25 protein-coding genes and 1 pseudogene are annotated in these 25,091 nt (G+C 60.8%); 16 read left to right on the top strand and 10 right to left on the bottom strand.

Annotation, left to right across the window (positions count from 1 at the left end; translation table 11 throughout):
* Nucleotides 1–69 precede the first annotated feature (69 nt).
* On the top strand, nucleotides 70–240 hold the full coding sequence (locus ACLD1Y_RS11440) for a hypothetical protein (RefSeq protein WP_429478110.1): 171 nt from the start codon (nucleotides 70–72) through the stop codon (nucleotides 238–240).
* Nucleotides 241–344: 104 nt separating this feature from the next.
* On the top strand, nucleotides 345–1,541 hold the full coding sequence (locus ACLD1Y_RS11445) for an MFS transporter (RefSeq protein WP_429478111.1): 1,197 nt from the start codon (nucleotides 345–347) through the stop codon (nucleotides 1,539–1,541).
* Here ACLD1Y_RS11445 and arfB read toward each other — a convergent pair.
* The 8 genes from arfB to ACLD1Y_RS11485 form a co-directional block, all read right to left on the bottom strand.
* Entirely contained in the window at nucleotides 1,538–1,951 is a 414-nt protein-coding gene (gene arfB / locus ACLD1Y_RS11450) for an alternative ribosome rescue aminoacyl-tRNA hydrolase ArfB (RefSeq protein ID WP_159955637.1), read from the bottom strand. The two genes, ACLD1Y_RS11445 and arfB, sit on opposite strands and share 4 nt — an antisense overlap.
* Nucleotides 1,952–1,963: 12 nt before the next feature.
* Complete coding sequence (locus ACLD1Y_RS11455) at nucleotides 1,964–2,647, bottom strand: pentapeptide repeat-containing protein (RefSeq protein ID WP_429478112.1); 684 nt, start codon at nucleotides 2,645–2,647, stop codon at nucleotides 1,964–1,966.
* Nucleotides 2,648–2,752: 105 nt separating this feature from the next.
* A complete protein-coding gene (locus ACLD1Y_RS11460; RefSeq protein WP_429478113.1) occupies nucleotides 2,753–4,174 on the bottom strand; it encodes an amino acid permease in 1,422 nt (473 codons plus the stop codon).
* Between the two features lie 523 nt (nucleotides 4,175–4,697).
* Nucleotides 4,698–5,909, bottom strand: a complete 1,212-nt coding sequence (gene rluB, locus ACLD1Y_RS11465) for a 23S rRNA pseudouridine(2605) synthase RluB (RefSeq protein ID WP_010208149.1) — start codon at nucleotides 5,907–5,909, stop codon at nucleotides 4,698–4,700.
* A gap of 304 nt (nucleotides 5,910–6,213) precedes the next feature.
* The gene (scpB, locus tag ACLD1Y_RS11470; protein WP_429478114.1) at nucleotides 6,214–7,134 is read right to left on the bottom strand and encodes an SMC-Scp complex subunit ScpB; all 921 of its coding nucleotides are present in this window, start codon (nucleotides 7,132–7,134) and stop codon (nucleotides 6,214–6,216) included.
* A 12-nt stretch (nucleotides 7,135–7,146) separates the two neighbouring features.
* The gene (locus ACLD1Y_RS11475) at nucleotides 7,147–7,845 is read right to left on the bottom strand and encodes a segregation and condensation protein A (protein ID WP_177053511.1); all 699 of its coding nucleotides are present in this window, start codon (nucleotides 7,843–7,845) and stop codon (nucleotides 7,147–7,149) included.
* 120 nt (nucleotides 7,846–7,965) lie between these two features.
* A complete protein-coding gene (locus ACLD1Y_RS11480) occupies nucleotides 7,966–8,595 on the bottom strand; it encodes an L-threonylcarbamoyladenylate synthase (RefSeq protein WP_159955800.1) in 630 nt (209 codons plus the stop codon).
* A gap of 13 nt (nucleotides 8,596–8,608) precedes the next feature.
* Nucleotides 8,609–9,472: a PHP domain-containing protein gene (locus ACLD1Y_RS11485; RefSeq protein ID WP_429478115.1), complete on the bottom strand. Its 864-nt coding sequence runs from the start codon at nucleotides 9,470–9,472 to the stop codon at nucleotides 8,609–8,611.
* A gap of 87 nt (nucleotides 9,473–9,559) precedes the next feature.
* On the opposite strand from ACLD1Y_RS11485, the gene ACLD1Y_RS11490 reads away from it, so the two are divergent.
* From ACLD1Y_RS11490 to ACLD1Y_RS11520, 7 genes are all read left to right on the top strand, one after another.
* Complete coding sequence (locus ACLD1Y_RS11490) at nucleotides 9,560–10,156, top strand: septation protein A (protein ID WP_429478116.1); 597 nt, start codon at nucleotides 9,560–9,562, stop codon at nucleotides 10,154–10,156.
* 1 nt (nucleotide 10,157) lies between these two features.
* Nucleotides 10,158–10,457, top strand: a complete 300-nt coding sequence (locus ACLD1Y_RS11495; RefSeq protein ID WP_429478117.1) for a YciI family protein — start codon at nucleotides 10,158–10,160, stop codon at nucleotides 10,455–10,457.
* 107 nt (nucleotides 10,458–10,564) lie between these two features.
* Complete coding sequence (locus tag ACLD1Y_RS11500; RefSeq protein WP_429478118.1) at nucleotides 10,565–10,972, top strand: translation initiation factor 2; 408 nt, start codon at nucleotides 10,565–10,567, stop codon at nucleotides 10,970–10,972.
* Between the two features lie 7 nt (nucleotides 10,973–10,979).
* The gene (locus tag ACLD1Y_RS11505) at nucleotides 10,980–11,657 is read left to right on the top strand and encodes a response regulator transcription factor (protein ID WP_429478119.1); all 678 of its coding nucleotides are present in this window, start codon (nucleotides 10,980–10,982) and stop codon (nucleotides 11,655–11,657) included.
* A gap of 252 nt (nucleotides 11,658–11,909) precedes the next feature.
* Entirely contained in the window at nucleotides 11,910–12,374 is a 465-nt protein-coding gene (locus ACLD1Y_RS11510) for an LTXXQ domain protein (RefSeq protein WP_429478120.1), read from the top strand.
* 70 nt (nucleotides 12,375–12,444) lie between these two features.
* Nucleotides 12,445–13,788, top strand: coding sequence for a sensor histidine kinase (locus ACLD1Y_RS11515; RefSeq protein ID WP_429478121.1), 1,344 nt, complete (start codon nucleotides 12,445–12,447; stop codon nucleotides 13,786–13,788).
* Between the two features lie 40 nt (nucleotides 13,789–13,828).
* A complete protein-coding gene (locus tag ACLD1Y_RS11520) occupies nucleotides 13,829–15,178 on the top strand; it encodes a CoA transferase (RefSeq protein ID WP_429478122.1) in 1,350 nt (449 codons plus the stop codon).
* Nucleotides 15,179–15,357: 179 nt separating this feature from the next.
* Here the strand turns inward: ACLD1Y_RS11520 and ACLD1Y_RS11525 are convergent.
* Both ACLD1Y_RS11525 and arcD (ACLD1Y_RS11530) read right to left on the bottom strand, forming a co-directional pair.
* Nucleotides 15,358–15,459 (bottom strand): annotated as a pseudogene (locus tag ACLD1Y_RS11525) (hypothetical protein); the annotation flags it as partial.
* Nucleotides 15,426–16,856, bottom strand: a complete 1,431-nt coding sequence (arcD, locus tag ACLD1Y_RS11530) for an arginine-ornithine antiporter (protein WP_429478123.1) — start codon at nucleotides 16,854–16,856, stop codon at nucleotides 15,426–15,428. The pseudogene ACLD1Y_RS11525 and the gene arcD (ACLD1Y_RS11530), both read right to left, overlap by 34 nt.
* A 447-nt stretch (nucleotides 16,857–17,303) precedes the next feature.
* Between arcD (ACLD1Y_RS11530) and arcD (ACLD1Y_RS11535) the strand changes: the two genes are divergently transcribed.
* From arcD (ACLD1Y_RS11535) to gcvH, 7 genes are all read left to right on the top strand, one after another.
* A complete protein-coding gene (gene arcD / locus ACLD1Y_RS11535) occupies nucleotides 17,304–18,731 on the top strand; it encodes an arginine-ornithine antiporter (protein ID WP_429478124.1) in 1,428 nt (475 codons plus the stop codon).
* Nucleotides 18,732–18,756: 25 nt separating this feature from the next.
* Complete coding sequence (arcA, locus tag ACLD1Y_RS11540; RefSeq protein WP_429478125.1) at nucleotides 18,757–20,013, top strand: arginine deiminase; 1,257 nt, start codon at nucleotides 18,757–18,759, stop codon at nucleotides 20,011–20,013.
* Nucleotides 20,014–20,082: 69 nt separating this feature from the next.
* Entirely contained in the window at nucleotides 20,083–21,093 is a 1,011-nt protein-coding gene (locus ACLD1Y_RS11545) for an ornithine carbamoyltransferase (RefSeq protein WP_429478126.1), read from the top strand.
* A 159-nt stretch (nucleotides 21,094–21,252) separates the two neighbouring features.
* Entirely contained in the window at nucleotides 21,253–22,182 is a 930-nt protein-coding gene (gene arcC, locus ACLD1Y_RS11550) for a carbamate kinase (RefSeq protein WP_429478127.1), read from the top strand.
* Nucleotides 22,183–22,200: 18 nt separating this feature from the next.
* Nucleotides 22,201–22,563, top strand: a complete 363-nt coding sequence (locus ACLD1Y_RS11555; RefSeq protein ID WP_429478128.1) for a DUF5064 family protein — start codon at nucleotides 22,201–22,203, stop codon at nucleotides 22,561–22,563.
* Nucleotides 22,564–22,777: 214 nt separating this feature from the next.
* Nucleotides 22,778–24,289, top strand: a complete 1,512-nt coding sequence (locus ACLD1Y_RS11560; RefSeq protein WP_429478129.1) for a sigma-54-dependent transcriptional regulator — start codon at nucleotides 22,778–22,780, stop codon at nucleotides 24,287–24,289.
* Nucleotides 24,290–24,704: 415 nt separating this feature from the next.
* Nucleotides 24,705–25,088 (top strand): glycine cleavage system protein GcvH, encoded by a 384-nt coding sequence (gene gcvH / locus ACLD1Y_RS11565; protein WP_185708033.1) that lies wholly within the window; start codon nucleotides 24,705–24,707, stop codon nucleotides 25,086–25,088.
* The last annotated feature ends 3 nt before the right edge of the window (nucleotides 25,089–25,091 follow it).

Raw genomic sequence — 25,091 nt, forward strand, 5'->3', positions numbered from 1 at the left:
GTACCAGACCGTGTGGAAAGCGCAACATTGAGCGCTTTCCACACTGCCTGAATGAATCGAGATCCCGCCATGACTGACACCCCAGACTCCGCCGTACTCGACGCTGCCTTGCAGATGGTCGATGTATGGAACCGCCTGAGCGCCGACAAACAAGCCCTGCTGCTCAAGCGCTTCGGCACCCAGGAAAACGCCCTGGCCGCCTTGGTTACCACCCAATTGGTGGCCCCTGCGCAGTCTTGATGTGTTTTTGAGCTACCCTTTTTAAGCATTAGCCGCCCTGCCCGGCCAAAGCGCCGGTATCATTAGCAGCCTATCTTTACCTGCTGCGACAGTGGACCTTTCCCATGCCAGATACCCAGCGCCCCCTAGCGGTCACGCTGCAAGTTGTTTCCATCGTGTTGTTCACCTTTATCGGCTACCTGAATATCGGCATTCCCCTGGCCGTGTTGCCGGGCTATGTCCACAGTGAGCTGGGTTATGGCGCGGTCGTCGCGGGCCTGGTGATCAGCGTGCAATACCTGGCCACCCTGCTGAGCCGCCCCTATGCTGGCAAAATCATCGACAACCTGGGCAGCAAGCGTGCCGTGTTGATCGGCCTGGCCGGCTGCGGCTTGAGCGGTGTGTTCATGTTGCTGGCGGCGTGGTTTTCCAGCCTGCCGGTGTTGAGCCTGGCCAGTCTGCTGGTCGGCCGCCTTGTGCTGGGCAGCGCCGAAAGCCTGGTGGGCTCGGGTGCTATCGGCTGGGGCATTGGCCGGGTGGGCGCGGAAAATACCGCCAAAGTGATTTCCTGGAACGGCATCGCCAGCTACGGCGCCCTGGCCGTCGGCGCGCCGTTGGGGGTGCTGCTGGTCAGAAACTTCGGGCTGTGGAGCATGGGGGTCAGCATCATCCTGTTGGCGATCGTTGGGCTGCTTTTGGCCTGGAACAAGGTCGCCGCACCGATTGTGGCTGGCGTTCGCCTGCCGTTCATGAATGTGCTGGGCCGCGTCCTGCCCCACGGTTGCGCGTTGGCGCTGGGCTCGATCGGCTTTGGCACCATCGCCACCTTTATCACGCTGTATTACACCACCCAGCACTGGGATAACGCGGTGTGGGCCTTAAGCCTGTTCGGCGCCAGTTTTATCGGTGCGCGACTACTGTTTGGCAACTTGATCAACCGTATCGGCGGTTTCCGGGTAGCCATTGCCTGCCTGTCGGTAGAAATCCTCGGCCTGCTGCTGTTGTGGCTGGCGCCGGACGCGAACCTGGCACTGGCCGGCGCAGCACTGAGCGGTTTTGGCTTTTCCCTGGTATTTCCGGCGCTGGGTGTGGAAGCGGTCAACCTGGTGCCCGCCTCTAGCCGAGGCGCAGCGGTGGGGGCGTATTCGCTGTTTATCGACTTGTCGCTGGGCATCACCGGCCCGCTGGCCGGAGCCGTGGCGTCAGGGTTCGGCTTTGCGTCGATCTTCCTGTTCGCCGCCCTCGCCGCTCTCGGTGGTTTGCTGCTGAGTGTCTATCTCTACCGCCAAGCACCCAAGGCTCGTGAGGCACGCGGCGACTAAAAGTCGACCTTGCCGCGCCCGGCCTTGATGTTGCCGCGCTTGGTCTTGGATTCAAGCCGGCGCTTTTTCGAACCCAGTGTCGGCTTGGTCGGGCGGCGCTTCTTCTCCACTTTGGTGGCGCTCTGGATCAACTCCACCAGGCGCTCCAACGCATCCGCACGGTTCTGTTCCTGGGTCCGGTATTGCTGGGCCTTGAGCACCAGCACACCTTCACTGGTGATACGGCTGTCCCGCAGCGCCAACAGCCGTTCCTTATAAAACTCCGGCAGCGACGAGGCCGGAATATCAAAGCGCAGGTGCACCGCACTCGACACCTTGTTGACGTTCTGCCCACCGGCGCCCTGGGCGCGAATGGCGGTCAGCTCGATCTCGGCATCGGGCAAGTGCACATTGTTGGAAATCACCAGCATCAATCAAAAACCTTACGCAACGGACAAGCCCAACTCGGACAACAACATCGACGCCTGGGCTTTGGAAATCACGGCGCCTTTGAACAGTTTGGCATCATTGAGGCGAAACCCGCTCAAATCCGCGCCCCGAAGGTCGGCACCGGCGAAATTGGCGCCGTTGATGCGGGCGTGAGCCAGGCTGCAATCAATCAGCTCAGCCTTGCGAAAGTCTGCGTCTGACAGGTCGCTGTCGGAAAAATCCAGGTTATTGAGCACCGTGCGGGCAAACGACAAACCGGACAGAAACGCGCTGTTCAAGCGGGTTTCACTAAAGCTCAGGCCCAGGGACGCGCAATGGGTGAAGTTGGCACCGGTGAGCTTGCAGTGTTCAAAACTCGCCTGGGACAGCTTGCTGCGTTGCCAGCGGGTGTTGTTCAGGTCGCAGCTGTGGAATTGCGCTTCCAGCAGGTTGGCCGCTTCGAAAATCGCGTGGCTGGCACGGCAACTTTTCCACTGCGTGCCTTCCAGGCGTGAGCCAAGAAAGGACGTCTGCATGAGGATGCAGCGCTCGAAGATCCAGTGGTCCAGTGCCATACGTGACAGATCGGCGCCGCTCAGGTCAACGCCGATCAAGCGTAAGGGACCGTTGTGCTGGGCGATCAGGCCTTCCAGCTCATCGCGTTGCAGGGTGCCGCCGTCGATGTCGGTGTGGTGCATGGGGGCCTCCGCGCGTGGCACAAATAAAAACGAGGCGCGAGTCTAACCCGATAGCGCCCACAAAAAACCCGGCAACGCGCCGGGTTTCTGTTTACGGGAAGCGTCCTACTCCAGAACTGTCCCCGAGGTGTTCACGCTGGCTTTTGCCCTGCGCTTATTCTTGACCCAATAACACACCGCCATAAACGCCACCCACACCGGGATCGCGTACACCGACACCTGGATGCCCGGGATCATCAGCATGATCACCAAAATAAACACCACAAACGCCAGGCACACATAGTTGCCGTACGGGTACCACAGCGCCTTGAACAGCGGCACTTGGCCGGTGCGGTTCATGTGCTGGCGGAACTTGAAGTGGGAGAAGCTGATCATCGCCCAGTTGATTACCAGGGTGGCCACTACCAGGGACATCAACAGTTCCAGGGCGTGTTGTGGGATCAGGTAGTTCATCACTACCGCAATCAGCGTGACGGCTGCGGAGGCGAGGATCGAGCGCACCGGCACCCCGCGCTTGTCGATCTTGGCCAGCGCTTTAGGCGCGTCGCCCTGCTCGGCCATGCCCAGCAACATGCGGCTGTTGCAGTAAGTGCCGCTGTTGTACACCGACAGCGCGGCCGTCAGCACCACGAAGTTGAGGATGTGCGCGGCGGTGTTGCTGCCCAGCATGGAGAACACCTGCACGAACGGGCTGCCGCTGTAGGCATCGCCGGAGGCGTTGAGGGTGGTCAGCAGGCTGTCCCATGGCGTCAGCGACAGCAGCACGACGAGCGCGCCGATGTAGAAGATCAGGATGCGGTAAATCACCTGGTTGATCGCCTTGGGTATCACGGTGCGTGGCTGGTCGGCCTCGGCCGCTGTGAAACCGAGCATTTCCAGGCCGCCGAAGGAGAACATGATAATCGCCATGGCCATCACCAAACCGCCCACACCGTGGGGGAAGAAGCCGCCGTGTTCCCACAGGTTGCTCACCGAGGCTTGCGGGCCGCCGCTGCCACTGACCAGCAAGTAGCTGCCCAGGGCGATCATGCCGACAATAGCCACCACCTTGATGATGGCAAACCAGAACTCAGCCTCGCCGAACACTTTGACGTTGGCCAGGTTGATCAGGTTGATCAGCACGAAGAACGCGGCCGCCGAGACCCATGTGGGGATCTCCGGCCACCAGTAGTGCACGTATTTGCCGACGGCCGTCAGCTCCGACATGCCCACGAGAATGTACAGGATCCAGCAGTTCCAACCCGACAGGAAGCCGGCGAAACCGCCCCAGTACTTGTGGGCAAAGTGGCTGAAGGAGCCGGCGACGGGCTCTTCGACGATCATTTCGCCGAGTTGGCGCATGATCATGAAGGCGATAAAGCCGCAGATGGCATAACCCAGGATCATCGACGGGCCGGCGGACTTGAGCACCCCGGCCGAGCCCAGGAACAGGCCAGTACCGATGGCGCCACCGAGGGCGATCAACTGGATATGACGATTTTTCAGGCCGCGTTTCAGCTCGCCTGAAGGGGAATGGGGTCCACTCATGAAAAGGGTCTCACGCAAGGTTTGATGATGTTGAATGCACGTGGCTGACTTGAATCAAGACTCAAGCAGCGCCGCTCAAACCCCAGCGCAGGCACCAGGAGTACAGCGTGTTTCTAACGGTCATGCGTCACCTGTTTGTTTTTATCTGTGACGAAATCGAACCCGCCAGGCTCATGGCCGGGCGGAGTGATCAGGGTGGGTAAACCCTGGGTCTTGGCCTTTTGCGTGGGTACGCAAGGGGGGTCACAGTAAAACGCGGCGGATTGTACACGCTGGAAAGCTTAAGGCCGAGCCTTGTTGTCGCGGATCAAAACTGTCAGATATTCCTTACAGCGCTATACCACTCAATAAACACGCCGCCATATCGTAAACTATTCGTTACAGACCGGAGCACAGACGTTACAGGCACTGAAGATCAACTGTGGGAGCGGGCTTGTGTGGGAGCGGGCTTGATTGCATTTCAAATTCAGACAAAAAAAAACGCCAACCCGAAGATTGGCGTTTTTAGGCAGCGCTTAACAAATCACTGCGGCTTCTTGCGACCAAAACCAGGACGCTGGCCAGAGCCGGCCGGTGCGCCACGGCGTTTGCCCGACGGCTCATCCGCGACCAGTTTAGGACCTGGGCGCTTGTTTGCCGCTGGCTTGGCTGGACGCTTGGTGCTGGCGTTGTCAGCAGGGCGATCGGCTTCACCACGGTTGCTGCGACCACCGGCCGGTGCCGGACGCGGCGCGCGCGGTGCACGTTCGCCTTCCTGACGGGACGGCGCGGTTGGGCGACGCTCACCTTCAATCTGCGGCTCACGGGAGATACGACCGCCAGTTGCCGGTGCATTCAGCGCCGGGCGCAAGGTGCGGGCAACGCGTTCGGTACGCGCCACAGGGCGCGACGATTTACGCTGCATACGCTCAAGCTTGTCTTTGCTCTTGGCGTTCATCTGCGGCATGGCGACCGGCGTCAGGCCCACTTCAGCACTGAGGATGTCGACTTCGTACTGGCTCATTTCGCGCCAGCGGCCCATCGGCAGGTCGGAGTTGAGGAACACCGGGCCGAAACGCACGCGTTTCAGGCGGCTGACCACCAGGCCCTGGGATTCCCACAGGCGACGCACTTCACGGTTACGGCCTTCCATCACCACGCAGTGGTACCAGTGGTTGAAGCCTTCGCCGCCTGGCGCCTGCTTGATGTCGGTGAACTTGGCCGGGCCGTCTTCGAGGACGACGCCTGCTTTCAAGCGCTCGATCATCTCGTCATCGACTTCGCCCCGTACACGCACGGCGTATTCGCGGTCCATCTCGTAGGACGGGTGCATCAGGCGGTTGGCCAGCTCACCGTCGGTGGTGAACATCAGCAAGCCGGTGGTGTTGATGTCCAGGCGACCGATGTTGATCCAGCGGCCTTCTTTAGGCTTAGGCATCTTGTCGAACACGGTCGGACGGCCTTCCGGGTCGTCACGGGTGCAGATCTCGCCGTCGGGCTTGTTGTACATGATCACGCGGCGCACCGATTCGGCAGCCTCTTCACGCTTGATGACCTTGCCATCAATGGTGATTGCATCGTGCAGATCGACGCGCTGGCCGAGGGTGGCCTCGACGCCGTTGACCTTGATGCGTTTCTGGGTGATCCAGGCCTCGACGTCGCGGCGCGAGCCCACGCCGATACGCGCCAGCACCTTTTGCAGTTTTTCGCCTGCTGGGCCGATTTCCTGGCTGTCGTTCTGGTCTTTGTCGTTCATCTTAAGCACCTCCCGGTGGGTCGATTCAGGCGTGGCCTGAAGAGTGTTGAAAGCGGGGTCTTGGCCGAAGAGGTCGGCGAAGGGTCGCGAATCATACGCGTATGGCGCGCGTTGCGCATCAGAGAGTAGTCGATAAAGGCCAAGTCACCTGCTTTACGCCGACCGGTGGACCACAGCAGGTCAAAATGTGGGAGCGGGCTTGCTCGCGAATACGGTGGATCAGTCTCCATCTCCGGTGACTGACCCTCCGCTTTCGCGAGCAAGCCCGCTCCCACAGGGGTTCAGCAGTGTTTGCAGGAACGCGTCAGTCTTCGAATTGGCGGCGCTCGGCCTCAATGGCTTCGGCCAAGGCGCGGGCTTCGTCTTCTTCGTCGCTCAGGGGCGGCTGCTCTAACGCTGCAACGGCGGCCAGGAGTTTTTCGCGGGCTTCTGCAACGCCGAGGATGTCTTCTTCGGGTTCGAGCTCAGGCTCAGGCTCGATGCTTTCCGCAACCTGAGGCTCGGCAACACCATCACGCAACAAATCATCAAAGTCGGTCTTGATGCCCTGCTCCATGTCATCCAATTCCAGCAACAACGTGTGGAAGCTGGTTTCGTCCTTCGGCTCCTCCGGCTCGGCACTGGCATCGGCGAGTTCCTGCAAACCTGCCGGCACCGGCGCATCGTCGAAGTCGAGCACCGGCTCGGCTTCCATCTCGCGCAATTCAGCCAGCGGCGGCAAATCGTCGAGGTTTTTCAGGTTGAAGTGGTCGAGAAACACCTTGGTGGTGGCAAACATCGCCGGCTTGCCGGGCACGTCACGGTAGCCGACGATACGGATCCACTCGCGTTCCAGCAGCGTCTTGACGATATGGCTGTTGACCGCCACGCCCCGCACATCCTCGATCTCGCCCCGGGTGATCGGCTGGCGATAGGCGATCAGCGCCATGGTCTCCAACATCGCCCGTGAATAACGTTGCGGGCGCTCTTCCCACAGACGGCCCACCCACGGGGAAAACTTCTCACGGATCTGCAGGCGATAACCCGACGCCACTTCCCGCAGCTCAAAGGCACGGCCGTCGCAGGATTTACGCAGAATCTCCAGCGCCTTCTTGAATACCGGCGGCTCAGGGCGCTCGGCTTCCTCAAACAGTTCGAACAGGCGTTCCAGGGATTGGGGTTTACCCGAGGCCAGGAGAAAGGCTTCCAGTAGCGGCGCCAGTTCGCGGGGTTCAGTCAGATTCATCGATTCAGCTCTTTATTCGGCTCGCGCCCGCACGTGGATAGCCGCAAAAGGCTCATTCTGGACCAGCTCGACCAAGGACTCCTTGACCAGTTCAAGGATCGCCATAAAGGTCACCACCACCCCCAGGCGCCCTTCTTCTTTGGTGAACAGCTCGACAAACGGCACAAAGCCACCGCCCTTGAGGCGTTCCAGTACATCGCTCATGCGCTCGCGGGTGGACAGCGCCTCGCGGCTGACCTGGTGGCTTTCAAACATGTCGCCGCGGCGCAGCACCTCGGCCATAGACATCAGCAGCTCTTCCAGGCTCACATCCGGCAACAGCTTGCGGGCCCGGGCTTCGGGGGCGTCGAGCTTGGGCACCACGACGTCACGGCCAACGCGGCTCAAACCGTCGATACCTTCGGCAGCAGCCTTGAAGCGTTCGTACTCTTGCAAGCGGCGGATCAGTTCGGCGCGGGGGTCGTCCTCCTCGGCTTCCACCGTCTCCGAGCGCGGCAGCAGCATGCGCGACTTGATCTCGGCAAGCATGGCGGCCATCACCAGGTACTCGGCGGCCAGTTCCAGGCGCACCGACTGCATCAGTTCCACGTAGCCCATGTACTGGCGGGTGATTTCCGCCACCGGGATGTCGAGGATGTTGATGTTCTGCTTGCGGATCAGGTACAGCAGCAAGTCCAGCGGGCCTTCGAAGGCTTCAAGGAAGACCTCCAATGCGTCCGGTGGGATGTACAAATCCAGCGGCATTTCCAGCACGGCCTGGCCGTAGACCATGGCAAATGGCAGTTCCTGCTGGGCGCCGGCCTGACTGTCGACGGTTTCCACGGCGGACATTCAGGCCTCAACCATGAACGGAGCCGGGTCGCCGCAACCCACGCGGATCACTTCGGGCTCGCCGTCGGCCAGGTTGATCACGGTGGAGGCCTTGTTACCGCCAAAACCGCCGTCGATGATCAGGTCCACCTGTTTCTCCAGGAGTTGGCGCATTTCGTACGGGTCTTCCAGCGGCTCGGTTTCACCGGGCATGATCAGCGACACGCTCATCAACGGCTCACCCAGTTCTTCGAGCAGCGCCAGGGCAATGGGATGCTCCGGCACCCGCAGGCCGATGGTGCGCTTCTTGGGATGCAGCAGCAGGCGCGGCACTTCGCGGGTGGCATTGAGGATGAACGTGTAGGGCCCCGGCGTGTGGGCCTTGAGCAGGCGGAAGGTGCCGGTGTCGACCTTGGCGAACAGGCCCAGTTGGGACAGGTCGCTGCAGATCAATGCAAAGTTGTGCTTGTCGTCCAGTTGGCGCAAGCGTCTGACACGCTCCACCGCACCTTTATCGCCGATCTGGCAGCCAATGGCGTAGGACGAATCCGTTGGGTAGATCACCACGCCACCGGCGCGAATGATCTCCACGGCCTGTTTGATCAGGCGCGCCTGGGGGTTCTCCGGGTGAATCTGGAAGAATTGACTCACGTGTTCTACCTGTTCAGACGGTGGCAGTAATGGGGTCATGCTTGAATCGCCCCGACAAGAGCGGCAGGTCTTCAGGTACCTGGCGATACTCGCCGATTTCGGACCACCCACCTGGGCCATGAAAGTCACTGCCGGCGCTGACCAGCAGACCAAATTCGCGGGCAAGAATCGCCAGGCTGCCGACCTGTTCGGCGGGCTGGTGCCCGTTGACCACTTCGATCGCGTGGCCACCCGCTCCAATATAGTCGCTGATCAGCTTGCGGCGCTTGCTGCGGGTGAAATCGTAATGCCAAGGGTGCGCCAGGCTGACCCAGGCCCCAGAGGCCCGCAGGGTCTCGACGGTGTCTTCCAGGGTCGGCCAGTGTTGCTTCACGTCGCCCAACTTGCCGGCGCCCAGCCATTTGCGGAAGGCTTCGGCGCGGTCTTTGACAAAACCTTCGCGCACCATCCAGTCGGCAAAGTGCGGCCGGGCCGGCGCGTTGCCGCTGTCGCCCAGCTCCTGCTGGATCGCACGGGCGCCGTCGAGGGCATTGGGCATGCCTTTGAGGCTGAGTTTGCGGCTGATTTCTTCGGAGCGCAGCCAGCGGCCGTCGTGCAAAGCGGCAATGGCGGCCACCAGCGGCGCGGCGGTTTGATCGAAACCGTAGCCGAGCACATGAATGGTGGCGCCGCCCCAGGTGCAGGACAATTCCACGCCGTTGACCAGTTGCATGCCCAGGGCATGGGCCGCGACTCGGGCTTCATCGAGGCCCTCGAGGGTGTCGTGGTCGGTCAACGCCAGGACTCGCACGCCTTTTTCAAACGCACGCGCAACCAGTACCGCGGGCGCCAGGGCGCCGTCGGAGGCCGTGCTGTGGCAGTGCAAATCAACATTCACGGGAGTGTGTAACCTCAAGTCAGCTGGCGCTTTCGCTACCAAGGATGTTTGTTATTATGCCGCCACATCCGGCTTCTGGCTCTTACTGTGAAACAATTCATCGACTTCATCCCGCTGTTGCTGTTTTTCATCGTTACCAAACTCGACCCAAGGGTCATCGATATCGCCGGCCATGAGCTGTCGTTCGGAGGCATCTACAGTGCCACCGCCGTACTGATCATCAGCTCCATCGTGGTCTACGGCGCCATCTTCATCTCCCAACGCAAACTGGAAAAAAGCCAATGGCTGACCCTGGTCGCGTGCCTGGTATTCGGCGGCCTCACCCTGGCCTTCCACAGCGAAACCTTCCTCAAGTGGAAGGCCCCGGTGGTCAACTGGCTGTTCGCCCTGGTCTTTATCGGCAGCCACTTCATCGGTGATCGCTTGCTGATCAAGCGGATCATGGGCCATGCGCTGACCTTGCCGGAACCCGTCTGGGTGCGGTTGAACGTGGCCTGGATCGTGTTTTTCCTGTTCTGCGGCGCCGCCAACCTGTTCGTGGCCTTTACCTTCCAGGACTACTGGGTCGACTTTAAAGTCTTCGGCAGCCTGGGCATGACCGTATTGTTCCTGATCGGCCAGGGTATCTACCTGTCGCGCCACCTGCATGACGCCGACCCTACTACGCCAAAAACCGAGGACTGACATGCTCTACGCCATCATTGCCACCGACGTTGCCAACTCCCTGGAAAAACGCCTGAGCGTGCGCCCCGCCCACGTCGAGCGTCTCAAGCAACTGCAAGCCGAAGGCCGCATGGTGCTGGCCGGCCCGCACCCGGCGGTAGACAGCAACGACCCGGGCGACGCCGGTTTCACCGGTAGCCTGATCGTCGCCGAGTTCGCCTCCCTGGCCGATGCCCAAGCCTGGGCCAAGGCCGATCCCTACATCGCGGCCGGCGTCTACGCTGATGTCGTGATCAAGCCGTTCAAGCAAGTCCTGCCTTGACCTGGGAATGTGTCGAACCTATTACGTTCGGCACACTCCTAATTGCTCATTATTCTCGGTAACCTGCCGACAACGATCTGAATATTCGTGTGGAATCAGGAGTTCCGATGCGCTTACGTCAGTTGTGTCTGTTGGCAGTGTTAATGATCGGGGCTACGGCCCACGCTGAAGAAACCCCGAACACCGGCAATTCCACGCCACTGTCGTTGAGTGCCGGCAGCCAGATCACCGAGTTGCAGCAACGCTTGAAAGAAAGCGAACGCCAGCGCGAAGAACTGAGCAAGCAACTGCAGAATGCAGACGCCAGCCGCGAAAGCGCCCAATTGAGTCGCCTGCGCCACGAGAACCAACGCCTGGCCCAGCAACTCAAAGATTCACAGGGCGGTGCCTTGACCCGATGGCTGACCGAGCAACAACAGTGGTTTGTCACCGGTGGCGCCGTCGCACTGATCGCCCTGCTGTGCGGGATTTTCGCCAGTGGTGGGCACCGTCGCCGTCGACAATGGCTAAATTGAGTGAGTCATGAGCGAGCTGTTACTGATAGATGATGACCAGGAGCTCTGTGAGCTGCTGACCAGTTGGTTGAGCCAGGAAGGTTTCCAGGTGCGCGCCTGCCATGACGGCCTGAGCGCGCGCAAAGCCTTGGCCGACAATGCACCCGCCGCCGTGGTGCTCGACGTGATGTTGCCCGACGGCAGCGGCCTGGAGCTGCTCAAGCAATTGCGCAACGACCACCCGGAGCTGCCGGTGCTGATGCTCTCGGCCCGGGGCGAGCCGCTGGACCGTATCCTCGGCCTGGAACTGGGCGCCGACGATTACCTGGCCAAGCCCTGCGACCCACGGGAACTGACCGCCCGCCTGCGCGCAGTATTGCGCCGCAGCCACCCGGCGGCAGTGTCGACGCAGCTTGAGCTGGGTGATTTGTGTTTCAGCCCGCAGCGTGGCGTCGTCAGCATCGACGAGCAGGAATTTGCCCTTACCGTCTCCGAAAGCCGCCTGCTGGAAGCCTTGCTGCGCCAGCCTGGCGAGCCACTGGATAAACAGGAACTGGCGCAGATTGCCCTGGGCCGCAAGCTGACCCTTTACGATCGCAGCCTGGACATGCACGTCAGCAACCTGCGCAAAAAGATCGGCCCGCACCCCGATGGCCGGCCACGGATCGTGGCCCTGCGCAGCCGTGGTTACTACTACGCCCCCTGACAGGTGCCTCGTTGCTCTTCTGTGGGAGCTGGCTTGCCTGCGATGGCATCACCTAGATCTAGCTGACAGACCGAGTTGCCTGCATCGCAGGCAAGCCAGCTCCCACATTTGACCTCCTTGATCTCTAGGCTTTTGTCAGCCTCGATAAAAGCTGTCTTTACCCAAGCTTTACGCTCCCCTGACTGCCGCTGACCTTCATCTCCGTAATCTACTCACATCCGGACTCACCGGAATAGAGACAGGAGAATCACCATGCGCAAGACCCTTATCGCTTTGATGTTCGCCGCTGCCCTGCCTACCGTTGCCATGGCTGCCATGCCAGAAGGCCCAGGCCCGATGGGCGGCCCGGAAGGTCACATGATGGGTGGCCCGGGCCACGGCGGTGAACACGGTCCGCGTGGCAAAGGTGGCCCTTTCAGCCAGCTGGACCTGAGCCGCGAACAGCGCCAGCAGATCGGCAAGCTGATGGGCGACCAATGGCACGCTCGCAAAGACCTGACCAAAAAGTACCTGGACAAGCTGCCAGCCGCTGACCAGAAAGCCATGCAGGACGAAATCGCCGCCGGCAAGCAGAAAACCCAAGCCGACATCCGTGCCGTGCTCAAGCCCGATCAACAGAAGAAATTCGACGAGATCGTCAAGAAGCAAGAGCAGCGCCGTGCCGAATGGAAGGAATTCCAGGCCTGGAAAGCGCAACAGCCGCAAAAAGCGCAATAATGCCCACGCGTTAACGCTCCCAGCCCAGTGGCCTCTCGCCACTGGGCTTTTCCTGTTTTGAGGGTTTCCTGTGCGTTCATTGTTCTGGCGCATCCTGGCCAGTTTCTGGCTGGCCATCGCCTTGGTTGCCGGGTTGTCGATCCTGCTTGGGCATATGCTCAATCAAGATGCCTGGATTCTCAGCCGCCACCCTGGCCTTAACAACCTGGCCGAAGAGTGGACCCAGCTCTACGAAACCCAAGGCGAAGACGCCGCCCAGGACTTGTTGCAACAGCGCAAGCGCCAGTACCACATCGACGTGCAAGTGCTGAACGAAAGCGGCGAGCCGGTGGTGCGCGGCACCTTCCCCCGCCGCGCCGCCGCCTTCGAAGCCCGCCAGAACGACAGCCAGGACGGCCATCTACCGTGGCGGCGCCTGACTGCCGAGTACACCAGCGAAAAAACCGGTGACACCTACCTGCTGATCTACCGCATCCCCCACCCGGAACTGGACGCCTGGCACCGCAACAGTCTGCTCTGGCCTTTGAGTGCGCTGGCAATTGCGCTGGTGGTGCTAACCCTGTTCAGCTTGCTGGTCACGCTGTCCATCACCCGCCCCCTCAGCCGCCTGCGCGGTGCGGTGCATGACCTGGGCCAGGCCACCTACCAGCAAAACAGCCTGGCACGCCTGGCCAACCGCCGCGATGAGTTTGGCGTGCTCGCCACCGACTTCAACCGCATGGGCGCCCGCCTGCAAAGCCTGATCGGCAGCCAGCGCCAGTTGCTGCGTGATGTGTCCCACGAACTGCGCTCCCCCCTGGCCCGGCTGCGCATCGCCCTGGCCCTGGCCGAGCGGGCCAGCCCCGAGGAGCGGGAAAAACTCTGGCCGCGCCTGACCCGTGAATGTGATCGCCTGGAAGCCTTGATCAGCGAAATTCTGGTATTGGCCCGCGTCGATGCCGACAACGCCAGCGCCGAGGATGTGGACCTCAATCCATTGCTCAAGACCTTGCAAAAAGACGCCCTGCTCAGCGCGCCGGAGCAAAAAGTACAACTCACCGCCGAAGCCGGCCTGCATCTCAAGGGCTGGCCGACCATGATCGAGCGGGCGGTGGACAACCTGCTGCGCAATGCCCAGCGTTTCAACCCGCCAAACCAGGCGATTGAACTCCAGGCCCAACGCACGGGCGACCGTATCTTGATCAGCGTGCGCGACCACGGCCCCGGCGTCGAAGCCGAGCACCTTAGCCAATTGGGCGAGCCGTTCTACCGCGCCCCAGGCCAGACCGCACAAGGCCATGGCCTGGGCCTGGCGATTGCACGCCGCGCCGCCGAACGCCATGGCGGCAGCCTGGTCCTGGCCAACCACCCCGACGGCGGTTTTATCGCCAGCATCGACCTGCCGCTGGAACCTGGGGTGGTCACACCGCCCTGATCATCTCTTATAGTGGTCCTTCTCTTACGGAGGGCCTTTGATGACTGACCTGCTGACACCCATCCAAGCCGCACTCGATTTACCGCACACACCACTCACCACCACCGAAGCTGGCGCCCTGCCCTCAGCCTTCGCCGTCACCGAACTGGCCAGCGCCAGCATCGGCGCCGCCGGCCAGGCGGTGGCTCAGTTGATCGCGCAACAGACCGGGCGCCTGCCAGGCGTCAGCGTGGACCGGCGCCTGGCATCGTTCTGGTTTTCCTCCTCGATCCGTCCGGTGGGCTGGCAAGTGCCGCCGCTGTGGGACCCGGTGGCCGGAGACTACGCCAGCGCCGATGGCTGGATTCGCCTGCACACCAACGCCCCCCATCATCGCGCCGCTGCCGAGCGCGTACTGGGCAAGGTCGCCGACCGCGTCGCAATGGCCAGCAAGGTCGCCACCTGGAACGCCGCCGAACTGGAGCAGGCGATTGTCGATGCCGGCGGTTGCGCCGCGCAGATGCGTTCATGGCAGGCCTGGCAAGCCCACCCCCAAGGGTTGGCAGTGAATGCAGAAGCCTTGGTGCAACGCCACACGTTTGAAACCACCACCGACAAACCCTGGCGCGGCTCGGTGGCGCGGCCGCTGGCGGGCATCAAGGTGCTGGACCTTACCCGCGTGCTGGCTGGCCCCGTCGCCAGTCGCTTTTTCGCAGGCCTGGGTGCCGATGTGCTGCGCATCGACTCCCTCACTTGGAACGAACCCGGCGTGGTGCCGGAGATGACCCTGGGCAAACGCTGCGCACGCCTGGACCTGAAAAGCCCCGAAGGCCGGCAGATGTTCGAAAGCCTGCTCAAGGATGCCGACATTCTCTTCCACGGCTACCGCGCCGACGCCCTTGAACACCTGGGCTACACCCCCGACGAACTGCAAACCCTCACCCCCGGCCTGATCGACGTGAGTCTCAACGCCTACGGCTGGAGCGGCCCGTGGCGTAATCGCCGGGGCTTTGACAGCCTGGTGCAGATGAGCAGCGGGATTGCTGACGCGGGCATGGCCTGGAAACAGGCGGATAAACCGGTGCCGCTGCCGTTGCAGGCGCTGGATCACGCCACGGGGTATCTGATGGCGGCCAGTGCGATTCAAGCATTGAGCGAGCGATTGGAAACCGGCCGCGGGGGGGCGGCGCAGTTGTCGTTGGCGCGCACCGCATCGTTGTTGATGCAAGCCGGGCAGGTTCCCGAACAACCGCCGCTGAGGGCCGAGGAACCCAATGACCAAGGCTTGCTAGTCGAACAGACCAGTTGGGGCCCAGCCCACCGATTATTGCCACCGTTGAGCATCAGCGGCACACCGTTGCAGTGGGATCTGGCAGCTGGAGAATTGGGGGCACATCGGGCGCAGTGGTGACCTTCAGTACGCATTCGCGAGCAAGCCCGCTCCCACACTTGACCGAGTACATCCTTTGGAATGCGCTCAAGTGTGGGAGCGGGCTTGCTCGCGAAGCAGGCGACTCGGTCTCAAATCCATCCGCCCATAAAAAAGCCCCGAACCAGTCGGGGCTTTTTCATGCGATCAAGCTACAGGCCTTACTTGCCCTGCCAGCGTTTCAGTACCAGGGTGGCGTTAGTGCCACCGAAGCCGAAGCTGTTGCTCATCACGGTGTCGATCTTGGCGTTTTCAACGGTCTTGNCGCCGCCAGCCCGGCGCCCGCAATCACGCAGCTGAAAATGCCCTTCTCCATGTGGGTAAATAACGGCTGCCCCTGTTCGCGCTTGGCCAGGGCAAACAGGATCACGCCAGGTGCGTACAGCAGCGCCGACAGCAACAGGTACTTGAGGCCACCGGCATACAGCAGCCACACCGCATAGCCCAGGGCGACCAGCGCTACCAGTAGGTCCTTCACGCGCCGGCCATGGGCACCTTCATAGGTTTCACCGCGCCCGCTCAGCAGCACCGCGTACGCCGCCGACCACAGGTACGGCACCAAAATCATCGAGGAAGCCAGGTAGATCAGCGTGGTGTAGGTGCTGTGGGAAAACAGCGTGATCACCAGAAACAGCTGGATCATCACATTGGTCAGCCACAGCGCATTGACCGGCACCTGGTTGGCGTTCTCCTTTTTCAGGAAGGCCGGCATGGTCTTGTCATGGGCGGTGGCGTAGAGGATTTCGGCGCAGAGCAACGCCCAGGACAGCAACGCACCGAGTAGCGACACCGCCAGGCCGATACTGATGGCCATCGCGCCCCAGGGGCCAACAATATGTTCCAGTACCCCCGCCAGCGACGGGTTTTGCAGTGTGGCCAACTCAGGCTGGCTCATGATCCCCAGAGACAGCACATTCACCAGTACCAACAGTGCCAGCACGCCAAGAAAGCCGATCACCGTAGCGCGGCCCACGTCTGAACGCTTTTCGGCCCGCGCCGAATACACGCTGGCGCCTTCGATCCCGATAAACACAAACACCGTGACCAGCATCATGTTGCGCACCTGGTCCACCACATCACCCAGCGCCGGGTTGCCCAGGCCCCAGATATCGCGGGTAAAAATATCCGCCTTGAAGGCCACGGCGGCGATCACGATAAACATCAGCAGCGGCACGATCTTCGCCACGGTGGTGATCTGGTTGATAAACGCGGCCTCCTTGATCCCGCGCATCACCAGGAAGTGCACGGCCCACAGCAGCAGCGACGCACAGCCGATGGCCACCGGCGTATTGCCCTGGCCGAACACCGGGAAAAAGTAGCCGAGGGTGCTGAACAGCAACACGAAGTAACCGACATTGCCCATCCAGGCGCTGATCCAGTACCCCCAGGCCGATGAAAACCCCATGTAGTCGCCAAAACCGGCCTTGGCGTAGGCGTAAACCCCGGAATCCAGCTCAGGTTTTCGGTTGGCCAATGTCTGGAACACAAACGCCAGGGTCAGCATGCCGACTGCGGTTATGGCCCAACCGATCAAGACCGCGCCCACCTCGGCGCGGGCAGCCATGTTCTGCGGCAGGGAAAAAATCCCGCCGCCGATCATCGACCCCACCACCAAGGCGATCAGGGCACTGAGTCGAAGCTTTTGGGCCGGCTGGGACATGAACACTCCTGGATAAATAACAGTTTGAGCTAACAACCGTGCACTCAACTAATTAACTCAGCGAGTGTAGCGTTTATTAGAGACGGCGATAAAACAGACACTGTCATAACCTAATGGTCTGTCAGGCGATGAAGTTTAGGCTTATTTAGATTTTAAATACTGCCCTGCGCCTAATCGTTATAGCGCCTTGGTGAAACTTTGTTCAAAAAGTTTGCACATCCGCAAATACGGTCTAGCTTCAAACGTCCATAGACCTGACTAAATCATTAACCACAATTGAGGAACGGCTCTACGCCGCGCCTTTCCGAGGACTAGTATCGCCTACGAATTACCAACCTAAGTCATTAATTCACAATGGAATGTGCCAATGAAGTGATCTGAGTCAGCTGTTTGAATAGCGCACGGAATTATTCTGTGGTCTCTCTTCTCCTGCATTGGAGTCACGCAATGTCTGAAACTCCCGGAAAACTTAGGCTTGGTGCACTGGTTGCACTTGTCGTGGGCTCGATGATTGGTGGCGGGATTTTCTCACTGCCGCAAAACATGGCCGCCAGTGCCGATGTGGGCGCGGTGCTGATCGGTTGGGTGATTACCGCCATCGGCATGCTGACCCTCGCGTTCGTGTTCCAGACCCTCGCCAACCGCAAGCCCGACCTCGACGGCGGCGTGTATGCCTACGCCAAGGCCGGTTTTGGCGATTACATGGGTTTCTCATCGGCCTGGGGCTACTGGATCAGCGCTTGGCTGGGCAACGTCGGTTACTTCGTGTTGCTGTTCAGCACCCTCGGTTATTTCTTCCCGATCTTCGGCGAAGGCAACACCCCGGCGGCCGTGATTGGTGCCTCAGTGCTGCTGTGGGCCGTGCATTTCCTGGTGCTGCGCGGGATCAAGGAAGCGGCGTTCATCAACCTGGTGACCACCGTCGCCAAAGTGGTGCCGCTGGTGCTGTTCGTGTTGATCGCGCTGTTTGCGTTCAAGCTGGACATCTTCACCGCAGACATCTGGGGCGTGAAAAACCCGGAACTGGGCAGTGTGATGAACCAGGTGCGCAACATGATGCTGGTCACCGTGTGGGTGTTTATCGGTATTGAGGGCGCGAGCATCTTCTCGTCCCGTGCCGAAAAACGCTCCGACGTGGGCAAGGCCACCGTGATCGGCTTTATCACCGTGCTGCTGTTTTTGATGCTGGTGAACGTGCTGTCCCTGGGGATCATGACCCAACCGGAACTTGCCAAGCTGCAGAACCCGTCGATGGCGGCCGTGCTCGAGCACGTAGTGGGCCACTGGGGCGCGGTGTTGATCAGCGTCGGCTTGATCATCTCGTTGCTGGGCGCGCTGCTGTCGTGGGTGCTGCTGTGTGCGGAGATCATGTTCTCCGCCGCCAAAGACCACACCATGCCGGAGTTCTTGCGTAAGGAAAACGCCAACCACGTGCCGGTCAACGCCCTGTGGCTGACCAACGCGATGGTGCAGCTGTTCCTGATCATCACGCTGTTCTCCGCCAGCACCTACCTGTCGCTGATCTACCTCGCCACCTCGATGATCCTGGTGCCCTACCTGTGGTCAGCGGCCTATGCGCTGCTGCTGGCGGTGCGCGGCGAGACCTACGAAAACGCCCTGCACGAGCGCAAGAAAGACCTGTTCATCGGCGCCATCGCCTTGATCTATGCGATCTGGCTGCTCTACGCCGGCGGCACCAAATACCTGCTGCTCTCCGCCCTGCTCTACGCCCCCGGTGCGATTTTGTTCGCCAAGGCCAAGCGTGAACTGGGCAAACCTGTATTCACCAACGTCGAGAAGCTGATTTTCGCCGCAGTGGTCATTGGCGCCCTGGTGGCGGCCTATGGGCTCTACGACGGCTTTTTAACGTTGTAATTCGTTGTTCACTGGAGGATCTGAAATGACCACGGAAAAAGTGAAGTACGGCGTCCACTCCGAAGCCGGCAAACTGCGCAAAGTCATGGTGTGCTCCCCAGGCTTGGCCCACCAGCGGCTGACCCCCAACAACTGCGATGAACTGCTGTTCGATGACGTGCTGTGGGTGGCCCAGGCCAAGCGCGACCATTTCGACTTCGTGACCAAAATGCGCGAGCGGGATATTGATGTGCTGGAAATGCACAACCTGCTCACTGACATCGTTGCCATCCCCGAAGCCCTGGACTGGATCCTGGAACGCAAGATCACCGCCAACCAGGTCGGCCTGGGCCTAGTCAACGAAGTGGGTTCGTGGCTGCGCAGCCTTGAGCCGCGCAAGATCGCCGAATTCCTGATTGGCGGCGTGTCCGCCGACGACCTGCCCACCAGCTTCGGTGGCAAGACCATCGAGATGTTCCGCGATTTCCTCGGGCATTCAAGCTTCATCCTGCCGCCGCTGCCCAACACTCAGTTCACCCGCGACACCACCTGCTGGATCTACGGCGGCGTCACACTCAACCCGATGTACTGGCCGGCGCGACGCCAGGAAACCCTGCTGACCACCGCCATCTATAAATTCCACCCTGAGTTCACCAACGCCGACTTCCAGATCTGGTACGGCGACCCCGACAAGGAACACGGCAACGCCACGCTGGAAGGCGGCGACGTGATGCCCATCGGCAAGGGCGTGGTGTTGATCGGCATGGGCGAGCGCTCCTCGCGCCAAGCCATCGGCCAACTGGCACTGAACCTGTTCAAACACAAGGCCGTGGAACGCGTGATCGTCGCCGGCCTGCCTAAATCCCGCGCCGCGATGCACTTGGACACAGTGTTCAGCTTCTGCGACCGCGACCTGGTCACCATCTTCCCGGAAGTGGTCAAGCAGATCGTCGCCTTCAGCCTGCGCCCCGATGAAACCAAGCCCGGCGGCATCGACGTACGCCGCGAAGACGCCAGCTTCCTCGACGTGGTCGCCGACGCCCTCAAGCTCAAAACCCTGCGCGTGGTGGAAACCGGCGGCAACGCCTTCGCCGCCGAGCGCGAGCAATGGGACGACGGCAACAACGTGGTGGCCGTGGAGCCTGGTGTGGTGATCGGTTACGACCGCAATACCTACACCAACACCCTGCTGCGCAAGGCCGGTGTGGAGGTGATCACCATCAGCGCCGGTGAACTCGGTCGGGGCCGTGGCGGCGGCCACTGCATGACCTGCCCGATCATCCGTGACCCTATCGACTACTAAGCGACCCTCCACTCGGCGGCACTCAAAACGTGCCGACCGGGCCGATTACCGAATCCAAGGAGAATCATCATGGCGTTCAACATCCACAACCGCAGCCTGCTCAGCCTGGAACACCACACCCCGCGCGAGCTGCGCTACCTGCTGGACCTGTCCCGCGACCTCAAGCGCGCCAAGTACACCGGCACTGAACAGCAACACCTCAAGGGCAACAACATTGCGCTGATCTTCGAAAAAACCTCCACCCGCACCCGCTGCGCCTTTGAAGTGGCGGCCTACGACCAAGGCGCCAACGTCACCTACATCGACCCGGGCTCCTCGCAGATCGGCCACAAAGAAAGCATGAAAGACACCGCCCGTGTACTTGGGCGCATGTACGACGCCATCGAATACCGTGGCTTCAAGCAAGAGATCGTCGAAGAACTGGCCAAGTTCGCCGGTGTGCCGGTATTCAACGGCCTGACCGATGAATACCACCCCACCCAGATGATTGCTGACGTGCTGACCATGCGTGAACACGCCGACAAGCCGATCCACGAGATCAGCTACGCGTACCTGGGTGACGCCCGCAACAACATGGGCAACTCGCTGCTGCTGGTGGGCTCCAAGCTCGGCATGGACGTGCGTATCTGCGCGCCAAAAGCCCTGTGGCCCCACGATGATCTAGTCGGTCGCTGCAAAAAATACGCGGAAGAAAGCGGTGCGCGCATCACCCTCACCGAAGACCCGAAAGCCGCCGTCAAGGGCGTGGACTTCATCCACACCGACGTGTGGGTATCGATGGGCGAGCCGGTGGAAGCCTGGGCCGAGCGCATCGAGCAACTGCTGCCTTACCAGGTCAACGCCGAGCTGATGAAAGCCACCGGCAATGCGCGCACCAAGTTCATGCACTGTTTGCCAGCGTTCCATAACAGCGATACCAAGATCGGCAAGCAGATTGCCGAGCAGTATCCGCATTTGGCCAACGGTATTGAGGTGACCGACGACGTGTTTGAGTCGCCGGCGTGTATTGCCTTTGAGCAGGCGGAGAACCGCATGCATACCATCAAGGCGATTTTGGTTTCTACCCTCGCCGACCTGTAAATAACTGAAGGAACACGGAGCACATGTGGGAGCGGGCTTGCTCGCGAAAGCGGTGTATCAGTCGATACATGGGCTAACTGACATACCGCTTTCGCGAGCAAGCCCGCTCCCACATTTAGTCCCGTGTTCACAACGCAGAATTACGGAAGGACACTCTGTATGCGCATCGTCGTAGCCCTGGGCGGCAACGCCCTGCTCCGCCGTGGTGAACCCATGACGGCGGACAACCAACGCGCCAATATCCGCATCGCCACCGAACAGATCGCCAAGATCCACCCTGGCAACGAGCTGGTGATCGCCCACGGCAATGGCCCGCAAGTCGGCCTGCTGTCGCTACAGGCAGCGGCCTACACCCAGGTGTCGCCCTACCCGCTGGACGTACTCGGCGCCGAGACCGAAGGCATGATCGGCTACATCATCGAACAGGAACTGGGCAACCTGCTGGACTTCGAGGTGCCCTTCGCCACCTTGCTCACCCAAGTGGAAGTGGACGCCAACGACCCCGCCTTCAAGAACCCCACCAAGCCCATCGGCCCGGTGTATGCCAAAGCCGAAGCGGAAAAACTCGCCGCCGAAAAAGGCTGGGCCATTGCGCCGGATGGCGATAAATACCGTCGCGTGGTTGCCAGCCCGCGCCCCAAACGTATCTTCGAAATCCGCCCGATCAAATGGCTGCTGGAAAAAAGCAGCATCGTGATCTGCGCCGGCGGTGGCGGCATCCCGACCATGTACGGCGAAGACGGCAAGCTGCGTGGCATTGAGGCCGTAATCGACAAAGACCTGTGCTCATCGCTGCTGGCCTCGCAGTTGGACGCTGATCTGCTGGTGATCGCCACCGACGTCAACGCGGCCTTTATCGACTACGGCAAGCCCACCCAAAAGGCCATCGGCCAGGCTCACCCGGATGACATCGAAAAACTCGGCTTCGCCGCCGGCTCCATGGGGCCCAAGGTGCAAGCTGCCTGCGAGTTCGCCCGCAAGACTGGCAAAACCGCAGTCATCGGTTCACTCTCGGACATCGAAGCCATCGTCCAGGGCAGCGCCGGTACGCGCATCAGCACGGCAAAACCTGGCATCACCTATCTGTGAAGTAGAGGAGAGACGCCTATGGCCACCTTTGAACCGGGACACATGCACATCGAACGTCACGCGCTGAACCCGCAGGACTACAGCTACAACCTGTGCCTGGACTACGAAGTCAGCCAGGACCCCAAGGAAGGCAAGGGGATGCTGTTCAAGCTGCATGGCTCGGTACAGGGCAAGGACCTCAAGGAAGAGTTCTTCTTGCCCAAGGACCAGGCGTACGACTTTGCCCGGCATGCGATGAACATCGCGCAGAAGTACGGCATGCCGAAAATCGCGGTGCTGAACGGCCAGATGCACAAGCAGTACGACTTGATGTTCGAGGATGTGCGGCATCAGTTGGATGTGAAATCGGGCGACCCGATCAAGCCTGAACACCTAGCGTAAGAACACCGCAAATCCCCTGTGGGAGCGGGCTTGTGTGGGAGCGGGCTTGCTCGCGAATGCGGTGGGTCAGTTGATAAATCAAGTGACTGACCCACCGCATTCGCGAGCAAGCCCGCTCCCACATTTTAATCTCCACCCAATGTGAGATTTCACCTCTACCCTCGCTGCAAGGCATACTTGCCACCTCTCGCTCTGCAGAATCGCCACCCACCCCATGCGTATCCACGTCAGCTTCATCGACCGCGTCGGCATCACCCAGGAAGTCCTGGCCCTGCTCGGTGGGCGCAATCTCAACCTGGATGCGGTGGAAATGGTGCCGCCCAACGTCTACATCGACGCGCCAACCTTGAGTGCCGAAGTGCTCGAAGAACTGCGCGACGCGCTGTTCAGCGTGCACGGCGTACAGGCGGTAACGGTGGTCGACATCCTCCCCGGCCAACGCCGCCACCTGCAGCTCGACGCCCTGCTGGCCGCCATGACCGACCCGGTGTTGGCCCTGGACAGCGCGGGCAAGATCCTGTTGGCCAACCCGGCGTTGATCGCCCTTTACGGCCGCGAACCTGCCGGGGAAAGCATCAGCGAACTGTTTAACGACCCTGCACTGCTGGCCACCTTGCTGGAGCAAGGTTTCCGTTTGCCGTTGCGGGAGATCAGCGTCAACGGCCAAACCCTGTTGCTGGACGCCACGCCGATTACCGACGCTGGCGCCCTGCTCACCCTGTATCAACCCAACCGCATCGGCGAACAACTCTCGGCGCTGCACCATGACCATGCCGAAGGCTTTGATGCGTTGCTCGGCGAATCGCCGGTAATTCGCACCCTCAAGGCGCGTGCGCAGCGGGTTGCGGCGCTGGATGCGCCGCTATTGATCCAGGGCGAAACCGGCACCGGTAAAGAACTGGTTGCGCGAGCCTGCCATGCCAGCAGTGCGCGGCACAGTGCGCCGTTTTTGGCGTTGAACTGCGCGGCGCTGCCGGAAAACCTCGCCGAAAGCGAGTTGTTCGGTTATGCGCCCGGTGCATTTACCGGGGCTCAGCGCGGCGGTAAACCGGGACTGATGGAGTTGGCCAACCAAGGCACGGTGTTTCTCGATGAAATCGGAGAAATGTCGCCGTATTTGCAGGCCAAGCTACTGCGCTTTCTCAATGACGGCAGCTTCCGCCGTGTCGGCGGCGACCGTGAAGTGAAGGTCAACGTGCGCATCCTCAGCGCCACCCACCGCGACCTGGAAAAAATGGTCAGCGAAGGCACCTTTCGCGAAGACCTGTTCTACCGCCTGAATGTGCTCAACGTCGAAGTGCCGCCGCTGCGTCAACGTGGCCAGGACATCCTGTTGCTGGCGCGCTATTTCATGCAGCAGGCCTGCGCGCAGATCCAGCGCCCGGTCTGCCGCCTGGCGCCCGGCACCTACCCGGCGCTGCTGGGCAACCCTTGGCCGGGGAACGTGCGCCAGTTGCAAAACGTGATCTTCCGCGCGGCCGCCATCTGCGAAAGCAACCTGGTGGACATCGGCGACCTGGACATCGCCGGCACCTCGGTGGCCCGCCAGAGCGACAACGAAGTCGATAGCCTGGAACAGGCCGTGGAAGACTTCGAGCGCAGCCTGCTGGAGAAGCTCTACGCCAGCTATCCCTCCACTCGCCAACTGGCCAGCCGGTTGCAAACCTCCCACACGGCGATTGCCCATCGCCTGCGCAAGTACGGCATTCCCGCCAACAAACCCTGAACACACAAAATCCAATTTATGGAATACAAACCCATGTGGGAGCGGGCTTGCTCGCGAATGCGGTGTGTCAGTCACAGAAATATCAACTGGCCCACCGCGTTCGCGAGCAAGCCCGCTCCCACATTTGGATTGCATTCCAGTTTTGGTCCAGGAACGACATCGGCTGTACTGAAAGCGCTACAGCGTAACGATATCGCTACAACCCTGTTTTTTGCGCGCCATGCAAGGCTTTGATCCACATAGGCTTTTTTTCGCGCGCCCAACTGTAGCGAAATCGCTACAGCCCTTGAGCATAAGCCTATAACTATTTTCATCAAACCATTGATTTACAAAGGTTTAACAACCTTGGCCGCAATCTTGCTAAGCAACTCCCCATTATTTGTCCACCAGACGAATCTGGCCCCGAGGAGTTTCCATGAGCGAGTTGCGTTTCACTGAAGATCACGAATGGCTGCGCGCCGAAGCTGACGGCAGCGTCACCGTGGGTATCACCGCTTTCGCGCAGAACGCGCTGGGTGATGTGGTTTTCGTGCAACTGCCGGAGTTGCAGGCCTACGACAAGGGCGCCGAAGCGTCCACCGTGGAATCGGTCAAAGCCGCCAGCGGCGTGTACATGCCCCTGACCGGCGAAGTGCTGGAAGTGAACGACAAGCTCAGCGACAGCCCGGAACTGGTCAACGAAGACCCGATGGGCGAAGGCTGGTTCTTCCGCTTTAAACCGGCCGATGCCGAGGCGGTGGCTAAACTGTTGGATCAGGACGCGTACGACCGCCTGATCAAAGCCAACGCTGAAGCTTGAGGA

Origin of the sequence: Pseudomonas sp. 18175 (assembly GCF_050432925.1) — a bacterium.
GTDB lineage: Bacteria > Pseudomonadota > Gammaproteobacteria > Pseudomonadales > Pseudomonadaceae > Aquipseudomonas.